Origin of the sequence: Streptomyces sp. NPDC006997, assembly GCF_040635175.1 — a bacterium.
Lineage (GTDB): Bacteria > Actinomycetota > Actinomycetes > Streptomycetales > Streptomycetaceae > Streptomyces.
This window is the reverse complement of sequence record NZ_JBEYHH010000038.1, coordinates 44,475-64,774: the sequence shown is the minus strand read 5'-3', so window position 1 is coordinate 64,774 and position 20,300 is coordinate 44,475. Positions and strand designations below refer to the sequence as shown.

Genomic DNA, 20,300 nt, shown 5'->3' with positions numbered 1-20,300 from the left:
CTCACCCGTGCTGGAGCGGCCCGGGGTCAAGGGTGGCCCGAAGGGCCATCGCCGAAGGCGACGCGGAGCGACAGCGCAGCGCCCTTGAGGCCGGGACGCGGAAGCACGACCCTGGCAAAGAAGCGGGCGGCCCCCACGGCAACCAACCCAGCAGGCGCCAGTCTCAACGGCCCCGCTTCCTCAAGTCGCTCTTCAGGACCTTTCCGCTTGCGTTGCGTGGGAGGTCGGGGAGGGATTCGATCTCTCGCGGGATCATGTAGTTGCCCAACTCGCGTAGGCCTTGGCTATGTCCTTGACGCGGGCGGTGATCCGCAGGGGCGCTGTGGGTGGGGCGTGAGGCGGCGCTGGCGGCGCGGTTCGCGCAGGCGCCGCGGCTGCTCACGCTCGGGAACCTGCCGGGGGCGCGGCGGGCGGCGCTGTTCGCCGCCCGCCGCGCGGAGTTCCGTACCCGGTGATCAGACGGCCGCGGGGGCGAGTTCCTCGGCCTCGCAGTGGTCGATGTCGGCGACCTGCGACTCGGCACTGCCCAGGTCCACCCGCATGGTCACCGTCTCGTGGGCGGGGACGTCGATCTCCTGCTGCGGGGCGGCGATCACGGCGTACGTGGCGTCCTCGAAGTCCACCGTCACGGTGAACGTCCCCTCCGCAGCGTTGGGGTTGGTCACCTCGACGGTGGCGTACGGCTGGTCCGGTGTGGCGCAGGTGACCAGCTCCACGGTGGCCGCCTCCAGGGACGTACCGCTCTGACTGCTGCCGGAGCCTGATCCTGATCCTGATCCCGAACTGCCGCTGTAGTCGCCGTCGTAGTCGTAGTCGTAGTCGTCATCGTCGTCGTACTTGCCTACCGACGAAGTGTCGTGGTTCTGACTGGAGCTGCTGCATCCGCCGCCGTCCGAATCGCCGGAGCGGTGGCCGCGACCCGTCGAGAAGCCCGTCAGGGCCAGGACCACCAATGCCGACACCGCTGTGAGCTTGAGTGCGCTCCCCCGAATCTGCATGGCCCACACCCTAGCCAGTGATCTGTCACGGCCATGTCACCGCGTGGCGACCAGCCCGTACCCGGCGTACGGTCGGGGAGGACGGCCGCCGTTCGGGCCCCCTTCCGTACGCCGGTACGACGGCCGTCCCGCACGTCACCCGGCCGGTCAGCCGCGCGCCGTGCCGGTGCCCTTCTCCGCGTCCAGGGCGTACACGCAGCGGTCCTTGCTGGACGCGTACACGATGCCGTCCCGCACCACCGGGGAGCCGGTGATCTCGCCGCCGGTGGCGAGTTTCCAGCGGAGTCGGCCGTCGTCGGCCTTGAGGGTGTAGAGGAGGTGGTCGGTGGAGCCGAAGTGGATGCGGCCCTCGGCGACCGCCGGGGCGCCGACGATGTCGCCGCCCGCCTGGAAGCGCCACTTGGGCGTGCCGGTGACCGCGTCCAGCGTGTAGAGCCCGGTGCCGCTGCCGACGTGCACGTGGCCCGCGGCGACCAGCACCGGGTCGGTGGCGGCGCGGGCCTCGGTGGCGATGCGCCAGCGGTCGCGTCCGTCGGTGGCGTCGAGGGCGTAGACGGTGCCGAGGTAGTCGGCGAGGTAGACGCCGCCGCCGGTGACCGCGGGGCCGGGGACGAAGGTCGGCGGGCAGAGGAAGACCGCGGGGGCCTCGAAGTGCCAGCGGACGTGGCCGGTGGTGACGTCGGCGGCGATGACGCGGGTGCCCGCGCAGACGTAGACGTGGCCGTCCGGCGCGTGGGTGACCCGGACCGGCACCCCGCCGCAGGAGGCGGCGTCGCCGATCGGGTAGGACCAGCGCTCGTCGCCGGTGCGGGCGTCCAGGGCGCGCAGCCGGGCGTCCTGCCAGACGTAGACGGTGCCGTCGTGCAGGACGGGTCCGGCCTCCGCGGTCTCGAAGTCGGTCTGGCAGCCGCTGACCTCCCACAGCTTCTGCCCGCTGGACGCCTCCCACGCCTGGACGCCGCCGCCGCGGGTGCCGGTGACGACGGTGCCCCGCTCGGCCCGCAGGCAGTACACCCAGGCGTCCGTGGACAGCCGCCACAGGTCGGTGCCCTCGCGTGCGTCGAGGGCGTACAGCGTGGGCCCGTCGGAGGCGTGGACGCGGCCGTCCGCGACGGCCATCGACCAGGCGACGTCGCGGGTCTTGAAGCGGCGTCGGCCGGTCGCGACGTCCAGGGCGTGCACCTCGAAGGAGGTGACGTAGACGAGGTCGGCGGCGACGGCCGGGGTGCCCCAGACGTCGTTGGACATGCGGAACCGCCAGGGGCGCCAGCCGGTCGCCCCCGGGTCGGGAGCCGCCACGGGCGCGGGTGCCGTGCGGTCGGCGGCGCCGGGCAGGGCCGCGTCGGCGCCGTTGACGCCGGGGCGCGGCTTGGACCAGGACGCGGCGAGGCCCGCCTCGGGCGGGGGTGCCTGGAGGGCGGTGGCGCGGACGTCGGCGACGCGCGGGCCGGGGCCGATGGGCACGCGGGCCCCGGCCAGCCGGACCGGGCCGCCGTCGGGAGCGCCGGTCGGGGCGGGTACGGGCGCCGGGACGGGCGGGGCGGTGGGCGGTGGCGGGACGACCGGGTCGTGCGGGGGCGGCGGCGGGACGTGCGGTCGGCCACCGCCACCGCTGCGGCCACCGGGGTACGGTCCGCCGCCCCCGTGACCGCCCCCGTGACCGCCGCCGTGGGCGGGCTTGGGCGCGGGGAGCCGTCCGCCGCGGCGGGACTCGATCAGGGCGACGGCCCTGCCCGGCAGCCACGCCGACGCCGTACCGCTGTCGTCGGAGCCGGAGCCGAAGAGGTGGGGGGCGAGCTGGGCCTGGAGGTCGGCGGGGGTGGGGCGGGCCCCGGCGTCCATCTGCATACAGGACTCGATCAGCGGGCGCAGCTCGTCCGGGAGGCCCTCCAGGTCGGGGCCCTCGCGCAGCAGCATGAAGACCGTCTCGACCGGGTTGGCCCCGTGGAAGGGCGGGTGGCCGGTGGCGGCGAAGACGAGGGTGGAGCCGAGGGAGAAGACGTCGGAGGCGCCGGTCACGCTGCGCGAGTCCTTGGCCTGCTCCGGGGACATGTAGGCGGGGGTGCCGACGGCGACGTTCGTCATGGTCAGCCGGGTGTTGGAGACCCCGGAGGCGATACCGAAGTCGATCACCCGGGGACCGTCCTCGACGACGAGGACGTTGGACGGCTTGAGGTCGCGGTGGACCAGTCCGGCGCCGTGGATCGACTGGAGCGCCTCGGCGACGCCCGCGGCCAGCCAGCGCACCGCCTGGGCGGGCAGCGGTCCGCAGTCGTTCACTATCTCTTCCAGGGAGGGCGCGGGGACGTACGCGGTGGCCAGCCAGGGCACCGCGGCGCGCGGGTCGGCGTCGACGACGGCCGCCGTGTAGAAGCCGGAGACCGCGCGGGCCGCCTCCACCTCGCGGGTGAAGCGGACCCGGAAGAGCTGGTCCTCCGCCAGTTCGGTGCGGACCGTCTTGATCGCCACGCGGCGTCCGGACGCCGAGCGCGCCAGATAGACCAGCCCCATGCCCCCGGCTCCCAGCCGCCCCAGCACCTCGAACGGCCCGATCCGCCGCGGGTCGTGCTGCGTCAGCTGATCCACCACTTGCCTGCCACCTCCCCGTACGAGCCGCCCTGTGCAGCGTCTCACCACCGCACCGCCCTGGCGGCACGCACCCCGATTCTTCCTGGCCGGGGCGCAGGTTGCGAACCCGGTGACGAATCGGGATGTCTCACCCAGACAGCACCATAGGGTGGCAGCTCAGCGCTCCAGGACCGCGAACGACGCCCCCTGGTCGTCACTCGCCACGCCCACGGTCCCATACGAGGTGACGAAGGGATCAGCCTGCACCCGCCCGCCCAGCCGGACCACCTCCGCCAGCGCCGCCGCGCAGTCCGCCACCCGGAAGTGGACGAGGAAGTGCGGCGGCATCTGGGCGGGGAAGACGTCGGCCAGGGGGGCGCGCCCGAAGTCGGGCTCGGCGCCGGGCCCGAACAGGGCGTCGTGGAAGAGGTCGCCGTAGAAGGTGTTGGCGGCGTCGGTGTCGCGGGCGTACAGCTCGGCCCACGCGAAGGTGCCGGGTTCGTGCCGGCGGCCGAAGCCGGTGTGGGTGCCGGACTGCCAGAGGCCGAAGACGGCGTCCTCGGGGTCGGTGACGAGGGCGGCGGTGCCCAGGTCGCCGAGCGGCATCGGATGCGCGACGATCTGGCCGCCCGCGGCGTGGACGCGCCGGGTCAGGGCGTCGGCGTCGGGGGTGGCGAAGTACACCGTCCAGACGGTGGGCAGCCGTCCGTCCGTCTTCTGGGCGAGCGCGGCCACCGGCTCCCCCTCGGCGTACGCCCACACCGTGCCGCCGTACGACTCCTCGAAGGACCACCCGAAGAGCCCACCGTAGAACCGCTTGCCCGCCTCCACGTCGGCGAGCTGCGCGTCCAGCCAGCAGGGGACGCCCTCGGGGTACGTCTCTTCGGCGGCAGATGCCCTGTTTTCGGCCATGTCGTCAACGTAACGGCCCGGCGCGCACCCCGCCCACCAGGGAACACCGCCCGTCGGACCCGGCACACCCCATTTGCACTCGGCCGAATAGCGCTCAGATCACCCCTCGGTAAGCTGACGGCATGACAGGACAAGTGCGTACCGTCGACGGCCGCGTGGCCGGTCGGCGTGGGCAGGCGACGCGGCAGAAGCTGCTGGACTGCCTCAGCGAGATGCTCAGCTCCTCTCCGTACCGCGACGTCAAAGTCATCGACGTCGCCCGCAGGGCGGGGACTTCGCCCGCGACCTTCTACCAGTACTTCCCGGACGTCGAGGGCGCCGTCTTGGAGGTCGCCGAGCAGATGGCCACCGAGGGCGCCGGTCTGACCGAGGTCCTCCAGGGGCGGTCCTGGGTCGGCAAGGCGGGGTGGCAGACCGCGCAGGAACTGGTCGACGCGTTCCTGGAGTTCTGGCGGAGGAACGACGCCATCCTGCGCGTCGTGGACCTCGGTGCCGCCGAGGGCGACAAGCGGTTCTACAAGCTCCGGATGAAGATCCTCAACTCCGTGAACAGCTCCCTCGCGGACGCGGTCGCCGAACTGCAGTCCAAGGGACGGGTCGACAAGGACGTGAACCCGGCCGCGATCGCCGGTTCGCTGGTCGCGATGCTCGCGGCCGTGGCCTCGCACCAGAAGGGCTTCACGTCCTGGGGTGTGAAGCAGGCGGAACTGAAGCCCAATCTTGCGTTGCTGGTGTACTTGGGGGTCACCGGGAAGAAGCCGACGAGGTAGCCCGACGTACCGGACGCCCCGACGCTCCTGGCGCTCCTGGCGCTCCTGACCCGAAGAGTCCTGTCCTGTACCGCAGGCGGTGGCCCACCCTGACGTGGGCCACCGCCTGCGGTGCGTCATGCCCCCGTACGTCACTTTCCTGGTACGACGGCCAGGAGCCGGATCTCACGCTCCACCCGCTCCCGGTACGCGGCGTACGCGGCCAGAACGGTGTCGGACACCCGCTGGGCGAGCCGCAGGGCGCGCGCCTCTCATGTGACCTCGCCGAAGAACCTCACCCGTCCAGCCGCACGACCTGGGAGCGCGGCGACACCAGCCCCGGCCGGGGGTGGCCTCGGGGACGGGACGGGTGGCTGGTTCCGCTCGTCGGGAACGGTGGCGCCGTGCGCTGGGTGAGGGGACGGAAACAGGCGTGGGGTCGGTGGGCGTTCTGTTCCCGGCGCCGCGTTCCTCGCGTTGTGTCCCCGCCGTATGCACGGAGCACGGTCCGAGGACGCCCGGCACCGTGCGTGATGCCCGCCCTCCCCGTAACCTCCCCCACGCTCCGTCTTCCAGCGCATCACCGACCGAAGGAGACCGCAGTGGCCCTGACGCGCGAAGAACGCGAGGAGTTTTTAGCCCAGCCGCATATCGCGGCACTCTCCGTCTACGCGGGGCCGGACCGCGCCCCGCTCACCGTCCCCATCTGGTACAAGTACACGCCCGGCGGCGACATCTGGTTCATGACCGGCCGCAAGTCCCGCAAGAACCAGCTCATCAGCGAGTCGGGCCGGATCACCCTCATGGTGGACCGGCTGACGCCTTCCGTGCGCTACGTGTCCGTCGAGGGCCCCATCACCGACAGCTACACCGGTTACGCGGAACACGTCCGGGAGATGGCCAGCCGCTACATGGCCGCCGAGAAGGTCGAGGCGTACGTCGAGTACACCTCGACCGCGAAGGAACACGCCGACACGATCGTCCACCACATGCGCCCGGAGCGCTGGGTGGGCTCGGACCTCGGCACCTTCTGAGTTCGGCCGGGGCCTGACAATCGGGGCATGACTACCGATCCCACGGGTGCGACGGATCTGGCGGCGCTGTTGAGGTCCCTGCGCGTCTGGGACCCCGAGATCACCGAGCTGCCCCCCTTCGACCCGGCGACCGCGCCCGCCGACCCCCTCGCCCTCTTCACGGCGTGGTTCGCGGACGCGGTGACGGCGGGGCAGCCCGAGCCGCACACCCTGTCCCTGGCCACCTCGGACGCCTCGGGGCTCCCGGACGTACGGACGGTGATGCTGCACGGCGCCGACCGGGAGGGCTGGTCCTTCGCGACCCACGCCACCAGCGCCAAGGGCCGCCAGCTCACCGACCGCCCGTACGCCGCGCTCGGCTTCTACTGGCCGGTCCTGGGCCGCCAGGTGCGGGTACGGGGCCCGGTCACGTCCGCCCCGGCCGCGGAGAGCGCCGCCGACCTGCACGCCCGCTCCACCGGCGCGCTGGCGGCGGCGCTCACCGGCCACCAGAGCGAGGTCCTGACGTCGTACGACGACCTGGAGCGCGCCTCGCGGGCCGCCTGGGAACGGGCCCGGCGGGAGCCGGACGCGCCCGTCCCGACCTGGACGCTGTACCGGGTGCGCGCCGACGCGGTGGAGTTCTTCCAGGGCGACGGGGAGCGGCGGCACGTGCGGGTGCGGTACCGCAGGGGGGAAGGGGGTGCGGACTGGGTTCGTGAGCTGTTGTGGCCGTGAGGTCAGAGGGCCGGGGGCGGGTCCGTGGCCAGGCGGGCGTGCAGGTGGACGTCGCGGAAGGCGTCCCGGTCCCGCGCCTCCCACATCGCGCCGCGCAGGGTCCCCTCGTACGGGAAACCACACCGCTCGGCGATCCGGCAGGAGGCGTCGTGGCCCACGGCGTGGCCCAGTTCCAGGCGGTGCAGGCCGAGGTCGGTCAGGACCCAGCGGGCGGCGAGGGCGAGGGCGCGGGTGGCGACGCGGTGGCCTCGGGCCTCGGGGAGGGTCCAGTAGCCGACCCGGGCGACGCGCAGGGCGTGGTTGATCTCGTTGACGCCGATGTGGCCCAGGGTCGTCCCCGTCACCGCGTCCGTGATCCGGAAGGACACGCCGGTGCCGTCCGTCTCGTGCTCCGCCTTGGCGCGCAGGGAGGCGCGGGCGGAGTCGAGGTCGGTGATGGGGAGCGCGGGGGTGTTCCAGCGCTGGAAAGCGGGGTCGGTCAGCCCGCGCAGCCAGTCCGCCACGTCGGCGTCGGAGTCCGCGTCCCAGCGGCACAGGCGCAGTCCGTGACCGTGCGGTTCGGGGTGGGGGTCGCGGGGGCGGGTAGGGGTGACTATGCGGTGGGCCATCCGGCCATTGAAACGCGTCGGCGCCCCGACTTCACGTGGGTCAGGTGCGGTTGCGGTCTGCGGCGTGCGGTCTACGGCGTGCGGTCAACGGCGTGCGGTCTACGGCGTGGGACAGAGGACGGGGATTCCCTCCCGGGAGGTGACGGTGAGGTCCGTCCCGGCCCGCGGGTCCGCCGGTACGCAGTCCACGACCTCCGTCGCCAACCGCGGGCCCTCCGCGAGGTCGACCACGGCGGCGGGTACGGGGTGCGCGCCGGGAAGGGGAAGGACGGCAGGTCGTTGCGGTGGATGACGGACCACGCCCAGAGCTGTCGGAGCGTCAGATGAGTGGGCCCAAGCCCTCAGGTCGTGCGAGGGGACGCATGACGGTGCGCGTCCGCACACGACCCACACACCCGTGATCGATCCGCAACCAATTCCGGTCTTGACCGAGACCCAACAACACGGCACGGTATTACGCTCGCGCTCATGGCCCACTCCTCCACTCCCCACCCCGCAGACCGGCCCGTGTACGTCATAGGCGGCGGGCCGGGCGGACTCTCCGCCGCCTACGCGCTGCGCGCCCGGGGCATACGCGCGGTCGTCCTGGAGAAGGCCGACCGCGTCGGCGCGTCCTGGCGCGGCCACTACGACCGGCTGCACCTGCACACCACCCGGCGGCTGTCCGCCCTGCCGGGGCTGCCGATACCGCGCCGCTTCGGCCGCTGGGTCTCCCGCGACAACGTGGTCCGCTACCTGGAGAAGTACGCCGAGCACCACGAGCTGGAGATCGTCACCGGTGTCGAGGTGTCCCGCGTCGACCGGGCGCCCGACGGCACCGGCTGGCTGCTGCACGCCACCGGGGGCCGGGAGCTGACCGGTGGCGCGGTGGTCGTGGCCACCGGCTTCAACCACACGCCCCGCGTCCCCGACTGGCCCGGCCGCGACAGCTACACCGGCGACCTCACGCACGCCGCCCACTACCGCGACGCCGAGCCGTACGCGGGCCGTGACGTGCTGGTCGTCGGGGTCGGCAACACCGGCGCGGAGATCGCCGTCGACCTGGTCGAGGGCGGGGCGTCCCGGGTACGGCTGGCCGTCCGCACCACCCCGCACATCGTCCGCCGGTCCACCGCCGGGTGGGCCGCCCAGTACACCGCCGTCCTCATCCGGCGCCTCCCCGTCCGCCTGGTCGACCGGCTGGCCCGGCCGGTGGCCCGGCTGAGCGTGCCCGACCTCTCGGCGCACGGGCTGCCCCGCCCCGACACCGGCCTCTACAGCCGGGTCCGCGAGGGCGCGATCCCGGTGCAGGACGTCGGCCTCGTGGACGCGGTGCGGGCCGGGCGGGTCGAGGTGGTGGCCGCCGTGGAGGGGTTCGAGGACGGCAAGGTCGTCCTCGCCGACGGCGACCGGGTCGCCCCTGATGCCGTCATCGCGGCCACCGGTTACGTCCGCGGCCTGGAGGACCTCGTCGGCCACCTCGGCGTCCTCGACACCCGCGGCCGCCCGGTCGCGCACGGCGCCCGCACCCCCGACGGCGCCCCCGGCCTGTACTTCACCGGCTTCACCAACCCGATCAGCGGCATGTTCCGGGAGATGGCGATCGACGCGGAGAAGATCGCCAAGTCCGTGACGCGGAGGCTGGGCGGGAAGGTGTCGCGGGTGGTGGGGTGACGGTCACGTGGCGGACGATCAGGTGGAAGACGGTCGGCTGGGTGACCGTCAGCTGGGTGACGGTCAGCTGGGTGACGGTGGCCTGAGTGGCAGTGGGCTGACCGATGCTCGGATCAACCCACAGCACCCTCACCACCGACTCCCGCCGGGCCCGCACCCTCGCGTGCGGTGAACGACGACGGCGGACGCCCGGGAGGGCCTCACGGCCTTCGCGGAACGCCGCGGTCCTCGCGTCGAAGGGCGCTGAGCGTCAGTCCCGCTTCAGGATGCGCAAGTCCCCGGCGTCCGGGTCTCCACAGACGGGCCGTCGCCGCTCTTCCGCCGGGGCCGGTTCACGCGGCCACCGGTGTGGGGGTCCGGCGCCGGATCACCAGGGACAGCAGGGCCGCCGCCGCGCACAGCGCGCCCGAGGCGTACCAGACCACGTCGTACGCCCCGAAGACGTCCCGCGCGACCCCGCCCAGCCACGCCACCAGCGCGGCGCCGACCTGGTGGGAGGCGAGGACCCAGCCGAAGACGATCGCGGAGTCGTCGCCGTAGTGCTCGCGGCACAGGGCCATCGTCGGCGGGACGGTGGCGACCCAGTCGAGGCCGTAGAAGACGATGAAGAACACCATCGGCGGGTGCACGCTCGGCGCGAGCAGGATCGGCAGGAAGAGCAGGGAGACGCCGCGCAGGGCGTAGTACGTGGCCAGCAGGCGGCGCGCGTCGAAGCGGTCCGTGAACCAGCCGGAGGCCACCGTGCCGACCACGTCGAAGATCCCGACGACGGCGAGCAGCGACGCCGCGGCCGTGATCGGCATCCCGTGGTCGTGCGCCGCGGGCACGAAGTGGGTCTGGATCAGCCCGTTGGTGGAGGCGCCGCAGATCGCGAAGGTGCCCGCGAGCAGCCAGAAGGGCCCGGTGCGGGCCGCCGACAGCAGTACCGTCACGGCGCGGCGCGCGGCGCCCGGCACGGGTTCCGGCTTGGGGACGAACTCGGTGGCGCCGTACGGCCGCAGCCCCACGTCCGCCGGGTGGTCGCGCAGCAGCAGCCAGACGAAGGGGACGACGGCGAGGGCCGCGAGCGACACCGTGACGGCGGCGGGCCGCCAGTCGTGGGTCTCGACGATCCAGGACAGCAGCGGCAGGAAGACCAGCTGTCCGGAGGCGGACGCGGCGGTGAGGATGCCGGTGACCAGGCCGCGCCGTGCGGTGAACCAGCGGTTGGTGACGGTCGCGGCGAACGCGAGCGCCATGGAGCCGCTGCCGAGGCCGACGAGCAGGCCCCAGCAGAGCATCAGCTGCCACGCCGACGTCATCCACACGGTGGCGCCGGAGCCGACCGCGATCACCGTCAGCGCGACGGCGACCACGCGCCGGATGCCGAAACGGTCCATCAGCGCGGCGGCGAACGGCGCGGTGAGCCCGTAGAGCGCGAGGTTGACGGAGACGGCCGCGCCGATCGTGCCGCGCGACCAGCCGAACTCCTGGTGCAGCGGGTCGATGAGGAGTCCGGGCAGGGAGCGGAAGGCGGCGGCGCCGATGATCGTCACGAAGGTGACGGCGGCGGCGAACCACGCCCAGTGGACGCGGGGGGTCTTCGGCCTGGCACCGTCCTGGTCGGGCGTGACGGCCGCATCGGTTGTCTGGGTCACGTCATACAGCTTCCGTCCCGTGCCTCCTCCCATCGAGTGGCCCGAAGGACAGCATTCGTTAGGATCGGGCCATGGATACGGTCGACCAGACCCCCGCGGGCGCCCCGCACCGCGTCGTCGTCCTCGCCCTCGACGGCCTGCTCCCCTTCGAACTGGGCATCCCGCACCGCATCTTCGGCCGCCCCCGCGACGCCTCGGGGCGCCCCCTGTACGAGGTCGTCACCTGCTCGGTCCGCCCGCCCGGCCCCGTCGCCACGGACGCCGACTTCGCGATCCACGTCGCCCACGGGCCGGAAGCACTCGCCACCGCGGACACGGTGATCGTCCCGGCGTCGTACGAGCTCGGGCCGGTCTACGACGACGGCGTGCCCACCCCCGAACTCGCCGCCGCCCTCGCCCGCGTCCGCCCCGGCACCCGCATGGCCTCCATCTGTACCGGCGTGTACGTCCTCGCCGTCGCCGGTTACCTGGACGGCCGCCCCGCGACCACGCACTGGGCCGACGCCGACCGCTTCCAGCGGATGTTCCCGAAGGTGCGGGTCGACCCGGACGTGCTGTTCATCGACGACGGCGACGTGCTCACCTCGGCGGGCGTCGCCGCCGGGATCGACCTGTGCCTGCACATGGTGCGCCGCGACCACGGCGCCGCCGTCGCCAACGACGTGGCCCGCCGTACCGTCGTACCGCCGCACCGCGACGGCGGGCAGGCCCAGTACATCGAGCGGCCGGTGCCCGACCCGCAGTCCGCGACCACGACGAGCGCCCGCGCGTGGGCGCTCGGCCGCCTCGGCGAACCGATCCAGCTGCGGGACATGGCCGCGCGGGAGTCGATGTCGGTCCGGACGTTCACCCGCCGCTTCCGCGAGGAGACCGGCGTCAGCCCCGGCCAGTGGCTCACCCAGCAGCGCGTGGAGCGGGCCCGCCACCTGCTGGAGTCGACCGGCCTGTCCGTGGACCAGGTGGCCCGCGAGGCGGGCTTCGGCACCGCCCAGTCGATGCGCCAGCACCTCCAGGCGGCCCTCGGCGTCACCCCCACGGCCTACCGGCGCACCTTCCGCGCGGGTACCGACCCTGCCGGCTCCGCCCACCCCGCCCGCCCCGGCGGCGTCAGAACGTGACCACCGCGCGGCCCCCCGTCCCGCGCGGGCGTCCGTCGCCGCCTTCTCGCTGTCCGCGACCGGGTACGTCCGGGTCACCAGCTCAGGGATGCCGCAGGGGCGGAACCGGAACCTGGAGGAGTTGTCCACAGCCCGTGGAGGAACCGGGAGCCCCGCGTTCCCGCTGTCGGCGACGCCCGGACCGTTCGCCGGCGGGACGGGGACGCCGGTGGCGCCGGTCGCCGTCCTCCAGGGCGTGTTGCCCGGCGTCGGGCGGCAGGCGGGACTTTCGCATCACACCCTGGGCGGGTTGGTCCGGTTGGCGGCGCGGTTCCGTCCGCCCTGCGGAGGACTCGCGCGCCGCCATCCGACTCGGCGTGGTCGCCCTGTCGTTCCCCGTGCCCTGAGGGGACCGACGCCGACACAACGACCCACACTCGTCGAGGGCTCTCGTCGCCCGAGTCCTCGTCGTCCCCTCACGGCGAATCGCTGCCCACAAGCGTGATCAAACGGACACGCCACGTCAACACCCGTTCGGAGTTTTGTTACTTATGCCCTATTTGCAGCGCACGCGCACAGAAGCACACCCGGGCGCACATCGCTACACCGCCTCGTACGCCAGCCCTTCGTACCCCTGGCGTGCCGGGAGCGTGCCACCCGCGCACGCCACCGAGCGCCCGTCGGCGCGTGAACAGCGGTCGAGTTCGCACCAGATGCGCTTGCCGACCCCCTCGGGAGACCAGCCCCAGCGATCGGCGAGACCGTCGACGAGGGCGAGCCCCCGGCCGCCGGTCGCCTCGCCGTCGACCCAGCGCGGCACCGGAGCGCGCGTGCTGAAGTCCGCGACCTCCAGCCGGACCGTCGCGGACTCGGCGACCTCCTCGGGCAGGCACAGCCGCAGCACGGCCGGACAGCCGGTGTGCACCACGGCGTTGGTGACCAGTTCGGAGACGAGCAGGATCAGGTTCTCGGCGAGCGGATCATCGACCTCTATGCCCGACCCGGCGAGCCGCGACCGGGCCCACCTCCGGGCGCGCCCCACTTCAGCGGGGTCGGGCCGGATCTCCAGTTGCACTTGAAGCACCTGCACCGCTCACACCATCCGAACCGATGGACACCGAGGCTCACGCCTCACGAGGGCCACGATCGTAGCCATTTTCCGCATGGCCAGAACAACGGCCAGAGCAAGGGTCACGGAATGTGAATCCCTCGCGGGACAGCATGGTTGACGCACCGTCACGCCAACAAGCGCTTCGGGCATATTCCAGCGCGAAGGATTACCCGTGCGCGATACTGTGCGACGCCCGCTCCGGGGAGTCGAACAGCCGGGGACACAGGGCCCTCCTGGTCACCACCGGCACGCCAGGTGCCCGGAACCACTCGCATCCCACCCAAGGTACCGGAGCCGGACCCCGACTCCGGGACGTGACGAGTCACGCCGGGAACACGCGCCGATATCAACGCTCCGTAATATCGGCGTGCCACAATCCGCGACATTCGTGGGCCGCTTATCGGGAGAACCCGGAATGCCCGTACAGCCCGGAGGACATCTCCGCCAAGGTGATCGAGGAACTGCCGCACCGGCATCCCGGCGTCGGCGACGTGGCGGTGATCGGGCTGCCGACGCCGAGCGCGGGGAGCGGGTGTGCGCGGTGGCCGGACAGCCGCCGGGGGCCGCCCCGCCGACCCTGGCGGCGGTGACGGCGCACCTGCGCACGGAAGGGCTGTCCGCGCACAAGCCGCCGGAACGGCTGGAAGTCGTCGACGCCCCGCCGCGCAACGAGACGCTGCGGAAGGTGCTCAAGTACCGGCTGCGCGAGCGCTACGCGGGCACGCGCGACCGTACGGTCACTCAGGAACCGTGAAGTACCGGGTGAAAGCGGGCACGACCTCCGCCTCCCCCACCTTGCCGTCCCCGTCGGCGTCGAGGGCCGCCGCCACCTGCCGCGCGCCGTCCTCGGGCACGCCCAGCGCGGTCAGCGCGCGCGTGACGTCCGCCACGGTCGCCGCGCCGTCGCCGTCCGCGTCGGCGACGTCGAGGGCGGCGTGCAGGAAGGGGCGGGCGATCTCGGCGAACCGTTCGGGGTTGTCCCGCAGCCGCTTGACGGCGCCGCCGACGAACTCGTCCCGGGTGATGCGCTGGTCGCCGTCCCGGTCCGCTATCCCGGCCATGCCCTGCCAGAACGCCTCGGCGCCGCCGTACAGCGCCTGCCCCTGGTCGGAGCGGGCCGCCGTGCCGAACTCCGCGAGCAGCGCCTTGGCCGCGCCGCTGAAGTCCTCCCGGTCGATGGAGCCGTTGCCGTTCTGGTCGAAGATCGCGAAACGGGCCGCGATCCTGCGCTCGTACTCGCTGCTGGCCATGTCTCTCCGAGCCGCCTTACGTCGTCGCATGTCAGGTGGGGTGCGTCTGGCACGGAGCGTACGACGGCAGGGGCGGCCACGGCGGTGAAAACCACGGTTGTGCCAGGACTGGGGGAACTTCGGGACAACCGTGTGGCACACACGGGCGCGCTCAGGCCGAGAGCGGACGGGCCTCCTCCGTCAGGGCCGAGTCGAGGTCGGCGTGCACGTCGAACAGCCTGCGCACCCCCAGGGCGCCCAGCACCCGGTTGACGTGGCTGCCGTCGACCGCGCCCTGCGCGGGGAGTATGAGCCGCAGCCGTCCCTGACAGGACCGCAGCAGGCGGCGGGCCGCGATGAGCACGCCGACGCCGCTGGAATCGCAGAAGAACACCTCGGACAGATCGAGGACGAGACTGTGGCGGCCCTCGGCCACCGCGTCGTGCACCCGCTGCCGCAGCACCGGCGACGTCACCAGGTCCAGCTCGCCCGACACATGCAGCACGGCCCACCGGCCCTGCTCGTCGCCGGTCACATTGAACGCCACCACCACGCCCTTCACTCGTCGGACCGTCCGGCCACGGAACCGGAGGCAGCTCCTGCGCTTCCTGCCTGCGCGGCTGCCCAGCGGCCGTTCCCTGAAACACAGCGCGGAAAACGGGTACCGATCGGTAAAGGCTTGTTCCCGTCGGCTTCGGAAGAACCCGAAAGGGGCGGCAAAGGTCCCCTATCACCAACAGACCGCCGGGGGGCGCGCTTTGCCACAAAGGGGCGTGCGTTGTCAGACATGCCGACTACATTCGAAAGGAGACCGGCCGCAGGCTGGAGCAGCGAACAGCGAGCCGCAGGAAGCACGAAGCGGCACGGAGCACGGGGCAGTAGGCACGGGGAGGGGCAGCATGGCGCACCGGGACGCACCGCCCCGCTGGGACCGCAAGATGCGGCAGCGGCTCGCCCGCGGCGAGGCAGCCGCCCTCGGCGAGCTGTACGACCGCTTCGCCTCACTGGTGCACGGCCTCGCCCACCGCGTCCTCGGCGACGAGCACGCCGCCGACCGCGTCACCCGCGAGGTCTTCGCGCACGTCTGGGAACACCCCGACGCCTACGACCCCAAGCAGGGCCCCCTGCGCTCCTGGGTCGCCGCCCTGACCCACCAGCTCGCCGTCCAGCGGCTGCGCGCCACCGAGACCGCCGCGCTGGCCGACGGCGACGGCCCCGCGACCTCGGAGGAGCTGGAGCACAAGGTCCGGCACGCCTCCGTGGCCGCCCGCGCCGACTACATCGTCCAGTCCATGCCCGCCCCGCTGCGCACCGCCCTGGACCTCGCCTACTTCCAGCGCCGCGACTACCGCCAGACCGCCGCCGACCTCGGCGTCACCGAGGACGAGGCCCGCCGCCGCCTCCGCCTCGGCCTGCAACTGCTGTCCACGGCCCACGACGTCGGAACCCCCGGCACGCCGCCGGGACCGCACGGGTACGGGGGTGCGGTGTGACGGAGGCCAACCGGTTCGGGGCGTACGACGGGGACGGGAACAGGGACGGGAACAGGAACGAGGACGGCCACGGAGACTTCGGCGACGAACCCAAGGACGAGGAGCAGGAGCGGGAGGAGGGAAGGGGCCCGCGCGGCCAGCGGGGCCGTACGAAGGGACCCGGCGGGCCCGGCGGCGACGGCGGCGACGGCGGCGACGGCGGCGACGGCGGCACGGACCGCGCCTCCGGCGACGACGACCGGCCGCCACCGCGCGTGCCCTTCCCCCGCGCCTCCGTCGAGGACACCGGACGGCCCCTGCCCGCCCTCGCCGACCCGCCCGCCGAGCCGGAGGCGGCCCCCGCCCCGCTCGTCCTGCCGCACCGCGTGCTGAAGTCGCTGCTGGGCGCGTGGGCGCTGGCCGCCTGCTCGGCGGAGGAGACGGCCGCCGTCGAGGAGCACCTCGGCGACTGCGGCAACTGCGCCGAGGAGGCGCTGCGACTGCGCGGGGCCGTCGGCCTGCTGCACCCCTCCGAGAGCCTCGACCTGGACCCGGCGTTGCGCACCCGCGTCCTCCAGTCCTGCCTCGACCGGCGGCCACCGCGCATCCCGGTGCCCGGCTGGGCCATGCCGTACGACGCCGAGACCGCGCGTCTGGACGCCCTGCTCCAGGACTTCGGGGACGCCGAGTGGCACGCGCCGGTCCGGCTGCGCTGGTTCGCCGGCCGGGCGGGCACCAGCCACCGCACCACCGTCGCGGGGGTCATCGCGCACCTGCTGGCCGTGGACGGGCTGATCGCGGTCGCCCTCGGGCTCGACGACCCGCTCGGCGACCTCGCCGCCGACCCGCCGACGCCCACCGGGCGCACCGACGCCTACTGGCGCGCGGCGCACTTCCCGCCCACCCGGTCGGTGCGGGCGCCCTGGCGGGAGCAGAGCCACGACGTCGTACGGACGGTCGCCTTCACGGGAGGCGGCGGGACGGGCGGGAGCGGCTCGGGCGGGCTGGGGGTGTCGTACGGCGCCTTCGAGCTGCCGCTGCGGGACGCCATGATCGACCGGGCGTTCGAGTGCTGGGTGCACGCGGAGGACATCGCGGATGCGGTGGACTACCCGTACGCCCCGCCGTCGCCGCGTCACCTGCACCAGATGATCGACCTCGCGGCCCGGCTGCTCCCGGACGCGCTCGCCGCGCGGCGCCGGGCCGGGCTGGCCGTCACCGGGACCGCCCCGCGCCTCGTCGCCGCGGGGGAACCCGGGCGCAGCCTGCGGCTGGAGATCGAGGGGTCCGGCGGCGGCGAGTGGCTGATCCCGCTGGACTCCCCGGCGGCGGTGGGCTCGGCCGAGCACGAGGTGGCGCACGTCGCCCTCGACGGGGTGGAGTTCTGCCGCCTGGCCGCGGGCCACGTGCCCCCGGAGGAGGCGGTGGCCGGTCAGCTCGGCGACCGGTCCGCGATCAGGGAGGTGCTGTTCGCCGCGGCGGCGCTGAGCAGGATGTGACCCGCCAGCCGCGTTCCGAACCTCACGGGGCGATGCACCTAGGCGAACACCACGGTCCGTCGCCCGTTCAGCAGGATGCGGCGCTCGGCGTGCCACTTCACCGCGCGGGCGAGTGCCTGGCACTCCACGTCACGGCCGATCGCGACCAGCTGCTCCGGTGTCACGTCGTGGCCGACCCGCTCGACCTCCTGCTCGATGATGGGGCCCTCGTCGAGGTCGGCGGTGACGTAGTGGGCGGTGGCGCCGATCAGCTTCACGCCCCGCGCGTGCGCCTGGTGATACGGCTTCGCACCCTTGAAGCTCGGCAGGAAGGAGTGGTGGATGTTGATGATCCGCCCGCTGAGCTGCTTGCACAGGTCGTCGGAGAGGACCTGCATGTAGCGCGCGAGCACGACCAGCTCCACGTCCTCCTCACGGACGATCTCCAGCAGCCGCGCCTCCGCCTCCGCCTTGGTGTCCCTGGTGACCGGGACGTGGTGGAACGGGATGCCGTAGGAGCCCACCAGCTCGGCGAAGTCGGTGTGGTTGGACACCACCGCCGCGATCTCCACCGGCAGCGCGCCGATCCGGGCCCGGAACAGCAGGTCGTTCAGGCAGTGCCCGAACCTGCTGACCATCAGCACGACCCGCATCCGGTCCTCGGCCCGGTGGATCTGCCAGTCCATGTGGAAGGAGTCGCCGATCGCCGCGAAGCTGGCCCGCAGCTTGTCCACGGTCACCGGCGCCTCCGCCGAGAAGTGGACCCGCATGAAGAACAGTCCCGTGTCGTGGTCGCCGAACTGCTGGCTGTCCTCGATGTTGCAGCCGGTCATGAACAGATAGCTGGAGACGGCGTGCACGATGCCCTGCTTGTCGGGGCAGGACAGGATGAGGACGTACTGGTCGGCCGGGGCCTCGGCGGGGGCGGACTGCGCGTTCATGCGGCCCAGGGTCCCATACCGGCCCCGCCGCCGGGCAGCCGTCCCGCTACGCGGACCGGGTCAGGATCCGCAGCACCTCAAGGGTGCGCGGCGGGGTGTCGGGGTCCTCGCCGTCGCTCGTCGCCATCCGTACGTGCGCGTCCCGCGCGGCGCGTACCGCGTCCGGCCAGCCCTGGTGCTCGACGTAGGAGGTGACCGGGGCGTCCGGGCCGACCTGGTGCATGATCCGCAGCACCCGCAGCACGGCGGTGTCGACGAGGGCGGCCTCCTGCGAGTCGCGGAAGATCGTGCCGACGTACTTCTCGGCGGACCAGTGGTCGAGCCAGGTGTCCTCGACCAGCCGGTACACGGCGTCGGTGACGTCGCCGTAGCCGTCGACCCCGGCCAGCCAGACGTCCCGCTGGAACGCCGGGTCGGAGAGCATGTGCAGCGCGGAGCGCACATTGCTGCGCCAGCGCCACCACGGCATGTCGTTGAGTGGCATACCGCCCATGGTGGTGGAGCGACGGCCGCGACGGGAAGTGTTCTCCGTACCTTGCACGGTCATCGATCGTACGTTCTTCGTCTCACGGGTCCCACCAGCCCCCGCAATTCACCTCGGCGTCACCGGTCGTTGACCAACGGTCACTCCCGGGTTGGCCGTGTGGGGGAATCGTGCGGAGGCATGACCGGCAGGCCAAGCACCCGCAGCACATTCCGACCCACCTTCCGCCCCACTCCCCGCAAGCCCGTCAGAACGGCCGTACGCGGCGTGGGCGCGCTGGTGGCGTGCGCGTCGCTCGCCGTCGGCTGCGGGGTCGTCCCCGGGGTCACGGGGGGCTCCGGGGACGACGCGATCACCGTCATGACCTGGGCCCCGACGGACACCGGCGCGACCAACAAGCCGGGGATGCCCGCCCTCGCGCAGGCCTACGCCCGCTGGGTCAACAGCCAGGGCGGCATCAACGGCCGCGAGCTGAAGGTCCTGCTCTGCAACGACCACAACGACAGCCTGGGCGCCGCGAAGTGCGCGCGCCGCGCCGTCGACGAGGACGTCGTCGCCGTCCTCGGCTCCTACAGCCAGCACGCCGACTCCTTCTTCCCCGTCCTCGAAGGCGCCAGGATCCCCTACATCGGCGGCTACGGCATCACGAACGCCGAGCTGACCAGCCCGCTGTCCTACCCGGTCAACGGCGGCCAGCCGGTGCTGCTCGCCGGTCTCGGGGAGGCGCTGGCCCCGAACTGCGGGCCGGTCGCGCTGGTACGGCCCGACACCATCGCCGGTGACGAGCTGCCCGCGATGCTGAACTCCGGCCTGGAGGCGAAGGGGCACGAGCCCGTCGAGGACGTACGGGCCGTGGAGGACGCCACCGAGTACTCCGAGCAGTCCCAGCAGGCGCTCAGGGAGGCGACCGGCACCGACGACGAGCAGGCGACCGGTACCGAGGTCACCGACGGAAGCGCGGGCGCCGCGGGCGCCGGGGACGCCGGAGACGCCGGAGACGCCGGAGACGCCGACGCCGACGCCGAGAAGGGGTGCGTGGTGCCCGCGCTCGGCGACCGCACCAGCACCTTCATGGACTCCTTCCGGCGCGCCCGCACCGACTTCCCCGAGGTGCGCACCGGGACCGTGCTCGGCAGCGCCGACCAGACCATCGTCGACGCCTCCGGCGGCGGGTCGGGGCCGTACGAGGGCGCGTACGTCACCAGCTGGTACCCGGTGGCCAGCGACAGGCGGTGGGACGACATGAAGGAGGTGATCAGCGAGCAGGCGTTCGCCGACAACCGCATCGACCCCGCGGACGCCGGAGTGCAGACCACCTGGATCGCGTACACCGTCTTCCGGGCCGCGGTCGCCGACCTGGGCGACGGGGAGGTGTCCGCCGACACGGTACGGCGGAAGCTGGACAACGGGTTCCGGACCGACACGGGCGGGCTGACGCCGCCGCTGCGCTGGAAGTTCCAGGACCGGCTGGCCTCCGTCGGCTTCCCCCGGCTCGTCAACGCGGACGTCACCCTCCAGGTCGTCCGCGACGGACGGCTGGTGGCGGCCCGCAAGGGCTTCACCGACGTGACGGAGATCCTTCAGGGCGCCGACGTCAACTGACGGCGACGGC

General features: G+C 73.1%; 19 protein-coding genes and 2 pseudogenes. 10 read left to right on the top strand and 11 right to left on the bottom strand.

Annotated elements, in window-relative coordinates:
• Window positions 1–326: 326 nt before the first annotated feature.
• Window positions 327–455, top strand: a complete 129-nt coding sequence (locus ABZ659_RS29730) for a hypothetical protein (RefSeq protein ID WP_360225827.1) — start codon at window positions 327–329, stop codon at window positions 453–455.
• Here ABZ659_RS29730 and ABZ659_RS29725 read toward each other — a convergent pair whose 3' ends face one another.
• The 3 genes from ABZ659_RS29725 to ABZ659_RS29715 all read right to left on the bottom strand — a co-directional run bounded on the left by ABZ659_RS29725 (window position 456) and on the right by ABZ659_RS29715 (window position 4,478).
• The gene (locus tag ABZ659_RS29725; protein WP_360225802.1) at window positions 456–962 is read right to left on the bottom strand and encodes a hypothetical protein; all 507 of its coding nucleotides are present in this window, start codon (window positions 960–962) and stop codon (window positions 456–458) included. It lies immediately after the preceding gene.
• Window positions 963–1,145: 183 nt separating this feature from the next.
• Window positions 1,146–3,587, bottom strand: a complete 2,442-nt coding sequence (locus ABZ659_RS29720; RefSeq protein ID WP_360225799.1) for a serine/threonine-protein kinase — start codon at window positions 3,585–3,587, stop codon at window positions 1,146–1,148.
• Between the two features lie 156 nt (window positions 3,588–3,743).
• Window positions 3,744–4,478 carry a VOC family protein gene (locus ABZ659_RS29715; RefSeq protein WP_360225796.1) on the bottom strand — a complete coding sequence of 245 codons (735 nt, stop codon included), beginning with the start codon at window positions 4,476–4,478 and terminating at the stop codon, window positions 3,744–3,746.
• Between the two features lie 134 nt (window positions 4,479–4,612).
• Here ABZ659_RS29715 and ABZ659_RS29710 point away from each other — a divergent pair, with 134 nt between their 5' ends.
• The 3 genes from ABZ659_RS29710 to ABZ659_RS29700 all read left to right on the top strand — a co-directional run bounded on the left by ABZ659_RS29710 (window position 4,613) and on the right by ABZ659_RS29700 (window position 6,978).
• On the top strand, window positions 4,613–5,248 hold the full coding sequence (locus tag ABZ659_RS29710) for a TetR family transcriptional regulator (protein ID WP_360225824.1): 636 nt from the start codon (window positions 4,613–4,615) through the stop codon (window positions 5,246–5,248).
• A 581-nt stretch (window positions 5,249–5,829) separates the two neighbouring features.
• Window positions 5,830–6,261: a pyridoxamine 5'-phosphate oxidase family protein gene (locus tag ABZ659_RS29705; protein ID WP_360225793.1), complete on the top strand. Its 432-nt coding sequence runs from the start codon at window positions 5,830–5,832 to the stop codon at window positions 6,259–6,261.
• Between the two features lie 27 nt (window positions 6,262–6,288).
• Window positions 6,289–6,978 carry a pyridoxal 5'-phosphate synthase gene (locus ABZ659_RS29700; protein WP_360225790.1) on the top strand — a complete coding sequence of 230 codons (690 nt, stop codon included), beginning with the start codon at window positions 6,289–6,291 and terminating at the stop codon, window positions 6,976–6,978.
• Window positions 6,979–6,980: 2 nt separating this feature from the next.
• On the opposite strand, the gene ABZ659_RS29695 is transcribed toward ABZ659_RS29700, so the two are convergent.
• Window positions 6,981–7,586 (bottom strand): GNAT family protein, encoded by a 606-nt coding sequence (locus tag ABZ659_RS29695; RefSeq protein WP_360225787.1) that lies wholly within the window; start codon window positions 7,584–7,586, stop codon window positions 6,981–6,983.
• A gap of 99 nt (window positions 7,587–7,685) precedes the next feature.
• Window positions 7,686–7,894, bottom strand: a pseudogene (locus ABZ659_RS29690) (OB-fold domain-containing protein); the annotation flags it as partial.
• 160 nt (window positions 7,895–8,054) lie between these two features.
• Between ABZ659_RS29690 and ABZ659_RS29685 the strand changes: the two are divergent.
• The gene (locus ABZ659_RS29685) at window positions 8,055–9,239 is read left to right on the top strand and encodes an NAD(P)/FAD-dependent oxidoreductase (protein ID WP_360225784.1); all 1,185 of its coding nucleotides are present in this window, start codon (window positions 8,055–8,057) and stop codon (window positions 9,237–9,239) included.
• 332 nt (window positions 9,240–9,571) lie between these two features.
• Here ABZ659_RS29685 and ABZ659_RS29680 read toward each other — a convergent pair whose 3' ends face one another.
• The gene (locus tag ABZ659_RS29680; RefSeq protein WP_360225781.1) at window positions 9,572–10,876 is read right to left on the bottom strand and encodes an MFS transporter; all 1,305 of its coding nucleotides are present in this window, start codon (window positions 10,874–10,876) and stop codon (window positions 9,572–9,574) included.
• A 71-nt stretch (window positions 10,877–10,947) separates the two neighbouring features.
• Between ABZ659_RS29680 and ABZ659_RS29675 the strand changes: the two genes are divergently transcribed.
• The gene (locus ABZ659_RS29675; RefSeq protein WP_360225778.1) at window positions 10,948–11,994 is read left to right on the top strand and encodes a helix-turn-helix domain-containing protein; all 1,047 of its coding nucleotides are present in this window, start codon (window positions 10,948–10,950) and stop codon (window positions 11,992–11,994) included.
• 580 nt (window positions 11,995–12,574) lie between these two features.
• Here ABZ659_RS29675 and ABZ659_RS29670 read toward each other — a convergent pair.
• Window positions 12,575–13,048 carry an ATP-binding protein gene (locus ABZ659_RS29670; protein WP_360225821.1) on the bottom strand — a complete coding sequence of 158 codons (474 nt, stop codon included), beginning with the start codon at window positions 13,046–13,048 and terminating at the stop codon, window positions 12,575–12,577.
• A 467-nt stretch (window positions 13,049–13,515) separates the two neighbouring features.
• Here ABZ659_RS29670 and ABZ659_RS29665 point away from each other — a divergent pair.
• Window positions 13,516–13,838, top strand: a pseudogene (locus tag ABZ659_RS29665) (cyclohexanecarboxylate-CoA ligase); the annotation flags it as partial.
• Here ABZ659_RS29665 and ABZ659_RS29660 read toward each other — a convergent pair.
• Together ABZ659_RS29660 and ABZ659_RS29655 are read right to left on the bottom strand one after the other, a co-directional pair.
• Entirely contained in the window at window positions 13,822–14,334 is a 513-nt protein-coding gene (locus ABZ659_RS29660) for an EF-hand domain-containing protein (RefSeq protein WP_360225775.1), read from the bottom strand. The pseudogene ABZ659_RS29665 and the gene ABZ659_RS29660 overlap by 17 nt on opposite strands.
• A gap of 151 nt (window positions 14,335–14,485) precedes the next feature.
• A complete protein-coding gene (locus tag ABZ659_RS29655) occupies window positions 14,486–14,866 on the bottom strand; it encodes an STAS domain-containing protein (protein ID WP_360225818.1) in 381 nt (126 codons plus the stop codon).
• 346 nt (window positions 14,867–15,212) lie between these two features.
• Here ABZ659_RS29655 and ABZ659_RS29650 point away from each other — a divergent pair, with 346 nt between their 5' ends.
• Complete coding sequence (locus ABZ659_RS29650) at window positions 15,213–15,806, top strand: sigma-70 family RNA polymerase sigma factor (protein WP_360225772.1); 594 nt, start codon at window positions 15,213–15,215, stop codon at window positions 15,804–15,806.
• Window positions 15,803–17,284, top strand: a complete 1,482-nt coding sequence (locus ABZ659_RS29645) for a zf-HC2 domain-containing protein (protein WP_360225769.1) — start codon at window positions 15,803–15,805, stop codon at window positions 17,282–17,284. Before ABZ659_RS29650 ends, ABZ659_RS29645 begins: the two co-directional genes overlap by 4 nt.
• A 38-nt stretch (window positions 17,285–17,322) precedes the next feature.
• Here ABZ659_RS29645 and purU read toward each other — a convergent pair whose 3' ends face one another.
• The gene (gene purU / locus ABZ659_RS29640; protein WP_360225766.1) at window positions 17,323–18,204 is read right to left on the bottom strand and encodes a formyltetrahydrofolate deformylase; all 882 of its coding nucleotides are present in this window, start codon (window positions 18,202–18,204) and stop codon (window positions 17,323–17,325) included.
• Window positions 18,205–18,250: 46 nt separating this feature from the next.
• Window positions 18,251–18,751, bottom strand: coding sequence for a hypothetical protein (locus ABZ659_RS29635; RefSeq protein WP_360225763.1), 501 nt, complete (start codon window positions 18,749–18,751; stop codon window positions 18,251–18,253).
• A gap of 117 nt (window positions 18,752–18,868) precedes the next feature.
• On the opposite strand from ABZ659_RS29635, the gene ABZ659_RS29630 reads away from it, so the two are divergent.
• Window positions 18,869–20,290 (top strand): ABC transporter substrate-binding protein, encoded by a 1,422-nt coding sequence (locus ABZ659_RS29630; protein WP_360225760.1) that lies wholly within the window; start codon window positions 18,869–18,871, stop codon window positions 20,288–20,290.
• Window positions 20,291–20,300: the final 10 nt, after the last annotated feature.